We start from the raw sequence: 361 nt of genomic DNA, 5'->3' as shown, positions 1-361 counted from the left end.
CCGCCTGGGCGTGGAGCGGGAAGCGGTGGAGGGTGTCGGGCTGAAGCTTGGTGCGGGGGATGATTTCGAACCATTCGCCCGTCTCGCCGTTGCGGCCCTGGAGGGCGATCCAGCCGGCCGCATTGCCCTTGAGGCAGGCCGTGTCGATCTCGACCGCGCGGACCGCCCCCTGGGCGACCAGACGGAAGCGGACCCAGTCGTTCGTGTCGCGGATGCGGCGGCGGCGGTTCTCCCAGCCGTCGTCCATCTTGCGGGAGGTGCCGGGCAGGATGATCTGGGTCGGTGAGGAGTAGAAGCGGTCCGAGGCGTCCTCGTACGCGCCGCCGTTGAGGACCGCGATCAGGTCGATCGTGCCGAGGGT

At 69.8% G+C, this 361-nt stretch carries 1 protein-coding gene; it reads right to left on the bottom strand.

Features of this window, described 5'->3' with window-relative positions; all coding sequences use genetic code 11:
* On the bottom strand, positions 1-361 hold a 361-nt coding region (locus AC1DUE_RS20925; protein ID WP_477041310.1), incomplete at both ends, for a hypothetical protein.

The sequence above is a fragment of the Cellulomonas sp. P4_A2 genome (assembly GCF_056402515.1).
The sequence above is the reverse complement of the archived record's forward strand: the minus strand, read 5'-3'. Positions and strand labels throughout refer to the sequence as shown.